Annotated in this window: 4 protein-coding genes and 1 pseudogene; 1 reads left to right on the plus strand and 4 read right to left on the minus strand. The window is 75.2% G+C overall.

The features are described 5' to 3' along the window. Window positions 1-150 precede the first annotated feature (150 nt). The 3 genes and pseudogenes from ACWGE1_RS40595 to ACWGE1_RS40605 all read right to left on the minus strand — a co-directional run. Window positions 151-624 (minus strand): hypothetical protein, encoded by a 474-nt coding sequence (locus tag ACWGE1_RS40595; protein WP_453425493.1) that lies wholly within the window; start codon window positions 622-624, stop codon window positions 151-153. Further along, window positions 621-1,484, minus strand: coding sequence for a YqjF family protein (locus ACWGE1_RS40600; protein ID WP_453425494.1), 864 nt, complete (start codon window positions 1,482-1,484; stop codon window positions 621-623). The genes ACWGE1_RS40595 and ACWGE1_RS40600 overlap by 4 nt, the downstream gene beginning before the upstream one ends. A 128-nt stretch (window positions 1,485-1,612) precedes the next feature. After that, window positions 1,613-1,804 (minus strand): annotated as a pseudogene (locus ACWGE1_RS40605) (potassium transporter TrkA); the annotation flags it as partial. Window positions 1,805-2,054: 250 nt separating this feature from the next. Between ACWGE1_RS40605 and ACWGE1_RS40610 the strand changes: the two are divergent. Further along, entirely contained in the window at window positions 2,055-2,450 is a 396-nt protein-coding gene (locus ACWGE1_RS40610) for a DUF4118 domain-containing protein (RefSeq protein ID WP_453425495.1), read from the plus strand. 24 nt (window positions 2,451-2,474) lie between these two features. Here ACWGE1_RS40610 and ACWGE1_RS40615 read toward each other — a convergent pair whose 3' ends face one another. Next, window positions 2,475-3,206 carry a sortase domain-containing protein gene (locus ACWGE1_RS40615; RefSeq protein WP_453425496.1) on the minus strand — a complete coding sequence of 244 codons (732 nt, stop codon included), beginning with the start codon at window positions 3,204-3,206 and terminating at the stop codon, window positions 2,475-2,477. Between the last annotated feature and the right edge of the window lie 98 nt (window positions 3,207-3,304).

A 3,304-nucleotide genomic window follows, 5' to 3' on the forward strand; every position in this document is an offset into this window, starting at 1 on the left:
CATCGCAAGGCGGAGAGGCGCAGCTCGTACCTGTTCGTACTCGCGCGCTTCGACAACGCGGCGAGGTGCCGTGCCGGGCGTCGCGGGCCAGGCGGGACTTTGCGGACACCCCCTAGGGGTGCGGGCCGTCAGGCGTGTCCGGCGGCGCGGTCAGATCCGGCCCGGGCGGGCCCGGAAGTGGGCACGGGCCTCGGGCAGGAACATCGGGACCGCGGCGGCCGCGGCGAGCAGGTCGGGGAGGGCTGCCAGGGCCGGTCCGACACCGGGCGCCGTCCCGCTCATGCTGAGGTCATTGGCCGCGAAGAGCAGCCCCCCGACTCCGACGACGCCGATCAGGCCGAGGACCGTACGGGCCCAGGCGCGGCCCGCCCGCATCTTCATCGCCACGGCCAGCCAGCCGGTCAGGACCACGAGCAGGATCCCGCCCGACAGCGCGAGCCGGCCGGCGGCGGCGTCGGCTCCGGAGCCGGCGGTCAGTTCGTCCAGGCCGGTGGGCTCGAGCACGAACGCCCACAGCACCCAGTCCGCGACGTACGCGGCGATGGCGGCGAGCGTGAGCGCCCACGCCGCCCCGACCCCCTTCGGTCGCCCGCCCGCCGCATCCCTGCCGGTGGTACCGGTCATGCGCGTCTCTCCTCCGTCCGGTCGGCGTCCGCGTCCGCCCGTCCACGCCCTCTGAGAGGAGGAACGGACCCGCCCGGTTCCCCGGTCGCTCGGATCCGTCCCCGTGACGGCCGCCCGAACCGCACGGGGACGCCCGGGGAGTACAGCACGCTCACCGGCGGCCCGGCCGGGGCGGGCAGGCCCGCCGCGGCGATCAGGTTCTCGTCGCAGTCGAGGAGTTCGGCGCGGTGCAGCGGCCAGCGCGGATGCGTGTTCGGCAGGTACAGCGGGCGGCCGAAGAACTGCGTGTGCATGCCCCAGCGAGCCGTCAGGAAGTGTTCCAGGGCGGTCGGTTCCGCGATGCGCTCCCCGATCCGTACGGCGATCCGGCTGTGCGCGCGGCGCGGGCCGTGCGGGCCGGTCCGGCGTCGGCGGCTGGTGTACGTGACCGTGCCGCCGTCGTGGCGGACCGTCATCCGGGACCAGATGTACGGGAGCCGGAACGCGGCCCGCCCGACGGCCACCGGGATCAGCCGGGAGGCGTCCAGCGAGCGGAAGACCACGGCGCGGCGGCCGTGGGCGTCGACCGAGTAGAGGCGGACGTTGGTCTCCGGGAAGGAGCCCAGGTAGGGGATGCCCGGAAGGCGGAACCAGCCGGCCCGGTGCATCCGGAAGGCCACCAGGCCGACGTACGTGACCCCGTCCAGGGTGTCCGGCACGGTGCCGGCCGGCAGCAGGGGGGCCACGTCGGCGGGATCGGCGGCCCAGTGCAGGAAGGCCAGGTCGAGCCAGGACTGGGTGAGCAGGGGACGGTCCGCCGGGTGCGGCGGGTCGGCCGTTATCGGCTCCGGGACGACGGCGGGCGGCGGCGTCTGACGCATTCGCCCAGTATCCCCCGCACGCCCCGCACCGAAGCCGGCGGACCGCCGCGGCGCAGGCGTCGGCGGTAATGGTGTGGGTGGAGGTGGAGGTGGAGGTGCGTTCCCCGGCGGGAGCGTCGGCGGGAGGACGCCTCCGCCTCCCCGGCGGTCGACTTCGCAGACGGCGCACACTCGTCGGGATCGTCACGGTGGTACGCGTTCAGGGTCCGCGTCCCGTCGCGGTGGGCCACCACCGGGATACGGCGGTGCTCGCGGGTGGTCAGGTCGTGGCGGACGCCGATGCCCGGCAGCGGAGTGCTGCTCAGACGCGGAACGGGCACGGGAACCCCCAGTGTGTGCCGTCACCGATGGCGGGGAACAGCGCCGCCTCCCCTCAACAGCCTCGCCGGCGAGGCGTGTTCCTGTCCTGCGGGCGCCCGGGGCGCGGCCACGCCGCCCGCCGCCCGCGACGGCCCGTGCGCGCCCGGATCCTGCCCGCGGGCGGTTGGATCCACGGCAGACGCGCCCCCTGCGGTGGTGCATCATCTCCGAGGGCCCCGACGGCGGGGCACCGTCCGGAGGAGGCGACGCATGGTCGAGTGGAAACGGATCAGCTCAGGCATTCGCCCCGTACCCAGCCCCGCGGCAACCGTCTCGGTCTGGGCCGCGGCGGCCACCGCGGCCGCCGCCCTGGTCGCCGTCCTCAACCTCCTGGACGGACCGGGCGACCCCGTCGTCGACCTCTTGGCGCTCTCCCTCGCCGTGGCCGTGGTGAGCGCCGGAGCCCGCCTGACGGCCGCCCCGGGGACGGCCCTGCTCTGCTGGCTCGTCCTCAACGCCTTCGCGACGGCACCCATCGGCCAGCTCACCTGGGAAACTCCCTACGACCTCGTGCGCCTCGCCTGCCTCCTCGCCGCGGCGGGCACGGGAACGGTCGTCGCCCGCCTCACCAACGCGCGCGCCGCGCACCGGCGGCTCACGCCGTAGCGGGCGCGGATCCGCCTGCTGCGGTCAGCCGGCGGGTGCGGCCGCGACCGCCGAGGTCTTGCGCAGCACGCCGATCTTGTCGATGCGGTGCTCCGGGTTGCCCTGGGCGTCGCTCCAGAAGTTGCCCTCGGCGTGGTCCTCCGGCGTGGCGCAGGTCGAGATCGTGATCATGGCCTGGGTGGGGGCAGCCCCGGGCGTCCCGGGCACCGCGGCGCGCTGTTCGCTCAGCGAGCGCTCCGACCGGAAGGACGTCTTTCGGGTCGCGACGATCTCGTAGCTGTACACGACCCCACCCGCGGTCACGAGGACCGTGTCGCCGTGCTTCACCGAGGGCAGGTCCCCCAGCGGGCCGCCGGCCGACAGGCGGTGCGCGGTGACCAGGAAATTGCCCACCTGACCGGGCCCGACTCCGCCCCGCCCGCCGTACGGGCTGGCCGCATCGCCGCGGTCCTGGATGCGGGATCCAGGCACGTCGTCGGTGGTGCCGTCGTACGGCACCACGCGCAGCCCGGAGACCCCCACAGAAGGTATGGAAAGCGTGGAGACCGTGGTCGCGGGGGTGGGGGCGGCAGGGGTGGCCGCCGGCGACGGCACCCGTACGGGTGCCGGGACGGCAGAGGCCACGGGCGGCGCCGGCGCCGTGTGCGCAGCGGCCGCCGGCCCGGCGGCCGCCGACGGCGCACAGGCCGCCAGCAGCGCGGTCACGGTACCGGCGAGGACGGCGGGTACGGCTCGGAACGGGAACGGCAGGGGCATGGGCGTTTTCCGTGTCGGTCGGTCGGCCGGGGCGTGCGGCAGGTGGGGGGACCCGATTCGCCCGGCCAGAGTGACATACGGAGCAAGAGGTCCATAAG

This window comes from Streptomyces sp. NPDC054932 (assembly GCF_053610205.1).

Bases quoted from the DNA above. Each gene is read 5' to 3' on its own strand.
- ACWGE1_RS40600 (WP_453425494.1), bottom strand. From the start codon at position 1,484: ATGCGTCAGACGCCGCCGCCCGCCGTCGTCCCGGAGCCGATAACGGCC.
- ACWGE1_RS40595 (WP_453425493.1), bottom strand. From the start codon at position 624: ATGACCGGTACCACCGGCAGGGATGCGGCGGGCGGGCGACCGAAGGGG.
- ACWGE1_RS40610 (WP_453425495.1), top strand. From the start codon at position 2,055: ATGGTCGAGTGGAAACGGATCAGCTCAGGCATTCGCCCCGTACCCAGC.
- ACWGE1_RS40615 (WP_453425496.1), bottom strand. From the start codon at position 3,206: ATGCCCCTGCCGTTCCCGTTCCGAGCCGTACCCGCCGTCCTCGCCGGT.